5 protein-coding genes are annotated in these 4,856 nt (G+C 57.4%); all 5 read left to right on the forward strand.

The window, feature by feature from the left end:
- Positions 1 to 1,275, forward strand: a 1,275-nt coding sequence (gene urtB / locus ACXJ5O_RS19100) for an urea ABC transporter permease subunit UrtB (RefSeq protein WP_457301276.1), incomplete at its 5' end; no start/stop codon positions are given.
- Entirely contained in the window at positions 1,272 to 2,450 is a 1,179-nt protein-coding gene (gene urtC / locus ACXJ5O_RS19105; protein ID WP_457301277.1) for an urea ABC transporter permease subunit UrtC, read from the forward strand. The genes urtB and urtC, both read left to right, overlap by 4 nt.
- A gap of 3 nt (positions 2,451 to 2,453) precedes the next feature.
- A complete protein-coding gene (gene urtD / locus ACXJ5O_RS19110) occupies positions 2,454 to 3,200 on the forward strand; it encodes an urea ABC transporter ATP-binding protein UrtD (protein ID WP_112525931.1) in 747 nt (248 codons plus the stop codon).
- A 63-nt stretch (positions 3,201 to 3,263) separates the two neighbouring features.
- The gene (urtE, locus tag ACXJ5O_RS19115; RefSeq protein WP_457301278.1) at positions 3,264 to 3,959 is read left to right on the forward strand and encodes an urea ABC transporter ATP-binding subunit UrtE; all 696 of its coding nucleotides are present in this window, start codon (positions 3,264 to 3,266) and stop codon (positions 3,957 to 3,959) included.
- 63 nt (positions 3,960 to 4,022) lie between these two features.
- On the forward strand, positions 4,023 to 4,856 hold an 834-nt coding region (locus ACXJ5O_RS19120; RefSeq protein WP_457301279.1), incomplete at its 3' end, for a LysR family transcriptional regulator.

Consider the following 4,856-nt stretch of genomic DNA (forward strand, 5'->3'; position numbering starts at 1 on the left):
GTCAATAATCGGTTGCGCCGCGATATCGCTGCGGCAGTCGGTGGCCTGACACTGATGAGCGATAATATCACCGAGCGCCGTTCAGCCGCGGAAGCTATCCTGAAGACCCGCGATCCGGAGTCGATCCCGCTACTCGATCAAGCCATCGCGGTTGAGAAGGATGCGAGCGTCAAAGCGCTCATGCAGCAGGCCAAAGCCGCTGCCGTACTAAGTTCCGACGCGGCAGACGATGTGAAAATTGCCGCCATCGCCGAAGTCAGTGCCGGCAACAGCCGCGATGCTCTGGGTTTGCTTACTCCACTTGAGAGCGTGCAGGGTCCGGTAGGTGAAGCGGCGAAGGCGGCCATAGACAGCATGAATACCAAGCTCGCATTCTGGAACGCCATCCAGAATGTCGTCTACGGCCTGTCATTGGGTTCGGTGTTGTTGCTCGCGGCCATCGGCCTTGCCATTACCTTCGGTGTCATGGGCGTCATCAACATGGCCCATGGCGAGATGGTCATGATCGGCGCTTATACGACGTTCGTGGTGCAGCAGCTTATCCGCGCTTCGGCGCCAGACCTCTTCGACTACTCGCTGCTCATCGCGCTTCCCGCCGCGTTTCTCGTTTCTGGCGCGATAGGGGTGGTCATCGAGCGCGGTGTCATCCGCTTTCTCTATGGACGTCCTCTCGAAACTTTGCTGGCGACTTGGGGCATCTCGCTGGTTCTACAACAGGCCATTCGCTCCTGGTTTGGCGCATCCAACGTGCAGGTCGGCAACCCATCCTGGATGGCCGGGTCTTTCGATCTTGGCTTGCTGACGCTCACATGGTCGCGCCTGTGGATCATCGTTTTTTCTCTATCCGTCTTTGCCATCCTGCAACTGGTCCTGAAGAAGACCATGCTTGGTTTGCGCATGCGGGCAGTCACCCAAAATCGCCGCATGGCCTCGTCGATGGGTATCAGGACACCATGGGTCGATGCACTTACATTCGGTCTTGGCTCCGGCATTGCGGGAATTGCAGGCGTGGCGCTTAGCCAGATCGACAATGTCAGTCCCAATCTCGGCCAGGGCTATATCATCGACAGCTTCATGGTTGTTGTCTTTGGCGGTGTCGGCAATCTCTGGGGCACATTGGTTGGCGCCATGTCTCTCGGCATCGCCAACAAGTTCCTTGAGCCTTTCGCCGGCGCAGTCCTCGGCAAGATCGTCGTGCTCGTCCTTATCATCCTGTTCATTCAGAAGCGTCCGCGTGGTCTCTTCGCACTCAAGGGAAGGGCGATAGAAGCATGATTACSCAATGGTTTTTCACCCATGTTGACCGGCGCGGCGGGATTGCCATTGCGCTCCTCGTCGCAATCGCTTTCCTCGTACCACTCTCAAACCTCCTGCTGCCGGAAACTTCGCCCCTGCACATCCCGACCTATCTCGTTTCATTGATCGGCAAGTACCTGACCTATGCACTGCTCGCAGTCGCGCTCGATCTGGTCTGGGGTTTCTGCGGTATCCTTTCGCTCGGTCACGGCGCGTTTTTTGCGTTGGGTGGTTACGCAATGGGCATGTATCTGATGCGCCAGATCGGCCCGCGCGGCGTCTATGCCGATCCAGTGCTTCCGGATTTCATGGTCTTTCTGAACTGGAAGGAATTGCCCTGGTTCTGGCACGGCTTCGACAATTTCTGGTTCGCAGCGCTGATGGTCGTTCTTGTTCCCGGCGCTCTTGCCTTTGGCTTCGGCTGGCTTGCCTTCCGCTCCCGCGTCACCGGCGTTTACCTGTCGATCATTACCCAGGCGCTGACCTATGCGCTGCTGCTGGCTTTTTTTCGCAACGACATGGGTTTTGGCGGCAACAATGGCCTGACGGATTTCAAGGACATTCTCGGCTTCAACATCCAGGCTGGAACCACCCGCTCCATGCTATTTGCGGCGACTGCACTGTTTCTGGCGCTGGCCGTCTTCGTGTCCAGTTTCATCATTCGATCCAAACTCGGCAAGGTTCTCATCGGTGTCCGCGATGCGGAAAGTCGCATGCGCTTTCTTGGCTATCGTGTCGATCGCTATAAGCTGTTCGTCTGGACAATTTCGGCAATGATGGCGGGCATAGCCGGCGCGCTCTACGTGCCCCAGGTCGGTATTATCAACCCCTCGGAGTTCGAGCCGGCCAATTCTATCGAGGCGGTAATCTGGGTCGCCGTGGGCGGCCGTGGCACGATCATCGGACCCATCATCGGCGCCGTATTGGTCAATTTTGGCAAGACCTATTTCACGGCCGCATTCCCGGAAATCTGGCTGTTCGCGCTGGGCGCGCTGTTCATCATCGTCACCTTGTTCCTGCCAAAGGGCATCCTCGGTCTCTATGGCTCGTGGAGAACAAAACTGGCTGACCGCGCCGCGCGAAAGAGGGACAGCGCGCCCCCGCCAGTTGCCGCCGAGAATGTGCACCTTCCCGAACCTCAGGCAGCGGAATAGATCATGAAAGCCCAGGATACCCTCCTCTATCTCGATGGCGTTTCGGTCTCGTTCGATGGTTTCCGCGCCATCAATAATCTGTCGCTCGTGCTGCAGACGGGGGAAATGCGCGCCATTATCGGTCCGAACGGTGCCGGCAAGACGACGATGATGGATATCATCACAGGCAAGACAAAACCTGATGCTGGCGACGTCTATTTCAATGGCGAAGTGGATCTGACCAGGCACGACGAGGCGGAAATCGCTTTGCTCGGCATCGGCCGCAAATTTCAGAAACCGACGGTTTTCGAAAGCCACACGGTTGAAGACAATCTGGTGCTGGCCCTCTCCGGTCCGCGTTCGGCGTTCTCAGCGCTCTTCCATCGACAGAGCGCGAATGAAGCCGAGCGGATCGAGGATATTCTTTATACGATCCGCCTAAATGGAAAACGCGACTGGCTCGCGGCGAACCTTTCGCACGGCCAGAAACAATGGCTCGAGATCGGAATGCTGCTGGCGCAGGATCCGAAGCTGTTGCTGGTCGATGAGCCGGTGGCCGGGATGACCGATGCCGAGACCGCCGAAACAGCCAAGCTGTTGCGCGAAATCGCCAAGACGCGGTCGGTACTCGTGGTTGAACACGACATGCATTTCGTTCGCGAACTCGATGTGAAGGTGACATGCCTGCACGAAGGTTCGGTGCTGGCCGAAGGCTCGCTCGATTTCGTCAGTAACGATCAGCGTGTGATCGAGGTCTATCTTGGCCGATAAAGACCTATTCCAAAGAAGTGGCGCCGTCCGGAATTTGCGTCAAAAAGAGCAAGGAATTCTCCCATGCTGACAATTGAAAATGCGTCTCTGCACTATGGCGCCGCGCAGGCGCTGCGCGGTGTGTCGCTGCAAGTGAAACCGAAATCGATCACTTGTGTCCTCGGGCGTAACGGCGTCGGCAAGACCAGCATGCTCAGAGCCATCGTCGGGCAGCACCCGCTTTCCTCCGGTTCGATCAGTTTTGAAGGATCGGTTCTGGGAAAGAAACCACCCTATGATCGTGCCCGCGCTGGCATTGCTTTCGTTCCGCAGGGTCGCGAGATTTTCCCGCTGCTGACTGTCCGCGAAAACCTTGCAACCGGCTTCGCTGCGGCGACGCGCGGCAATCGCAATGTCCCCCCCGAAGTCTTCGAACTGTTTCCGGTTTTGAAAACTATGCTCGGGCGGCGCGGTGGCGATCTTTCCGGCGGCCAGCAGCAACAGCTTGCCATCGGCCGGGCGCTGGTGACACGGCCGAAACTGTTGGTTCTCGATGAGCCGACCGAAGGTATCCAGCCTTCGATCATCAAGGACATCGGCCGGGCGATCCAGTTCCTGCGTGATCAGGCCGGCCTCGCAATCCTTCTCGTGGAACAGTATCTCGATTTCTGCCGCGAACTTGCTGATCACGTCTACATTATGGATCGCGRTGAGATCGTTCATTCCGGCGATGCCGCGAGCCTCGATAAACCGGAAGTGCGCAAGTTCCTGACCGTTTGAAAAACTTGGCTTGCTGATTGTACAAGATCATCGCTAGGGTCGCTTCAAGAGGAGCAACCCCGCATGATCGACAAGCTGGAATTTTTCATCGCTTTGGCGCACCACAAGCATTTCGGCCGGGCGGCAGAAGAATGCGGCGTCACCCAGCCGACGCTCTCTGCAGCGATCCGCCAGCTTGAAGATACGCTCGGTGTTGTACTCGTACAGCGCGCCTCACGCTTCAATGGCCTGACATCGGAAGGTCAGCGCGTGCTTGAATGGGCCCGCCGCATTGTCGGCGATACCCGCACGATGCGCGAGGAAATCCGCGCCGCCCGCTTCGGCCTTGCCGGGCACGTGAAGATTGCCGCCATTCCGACGGCACTTGCCATGGTCTCGCGRCTGACCACGCCTTTCCGCGAAAAGCACCCGGATGTTACATTCTCCGTGACCTCGCGAACATCGCTTGAAGTATTGACATTGCTCAGCAATTTCGAGATCGATATCGGTATCAGCTATCTGGATAATGAGCCGCTCGGACGTGTGACGTCCGTGCCGCTTTATACCGAGCGCTACCAGCTGATTACTTCGTCGGGCAATACCTACTCTGATCGGAAGTCGGTCACATGGGCGGAGGTGGGGCAGTTGCCGCTTTGCCTCCTCACCATGGACATGCAGAATCGCCGCCTCATTAACAAGCATTTGCAGGAGGCGGGGGTCGAGGTTCACCCGACACTCGAGTCTAATTCTATGATTGTGCTATTCTCGCACATAAGAACCRGAAAATGGGCAAGCATTATGCCGCTTAACCTTGCCGAAACACTTGGATTTGCCGAGCCGATCCGGGCGATACCCATCGTTGAGCCTGATGCGCGCCACCTCGTTGGACTGGTCGCTGCGGATCGCGAACCTCATACG

This window comes from Phyllobacterium sp. P5_D12, assembly GCF_054049495.1.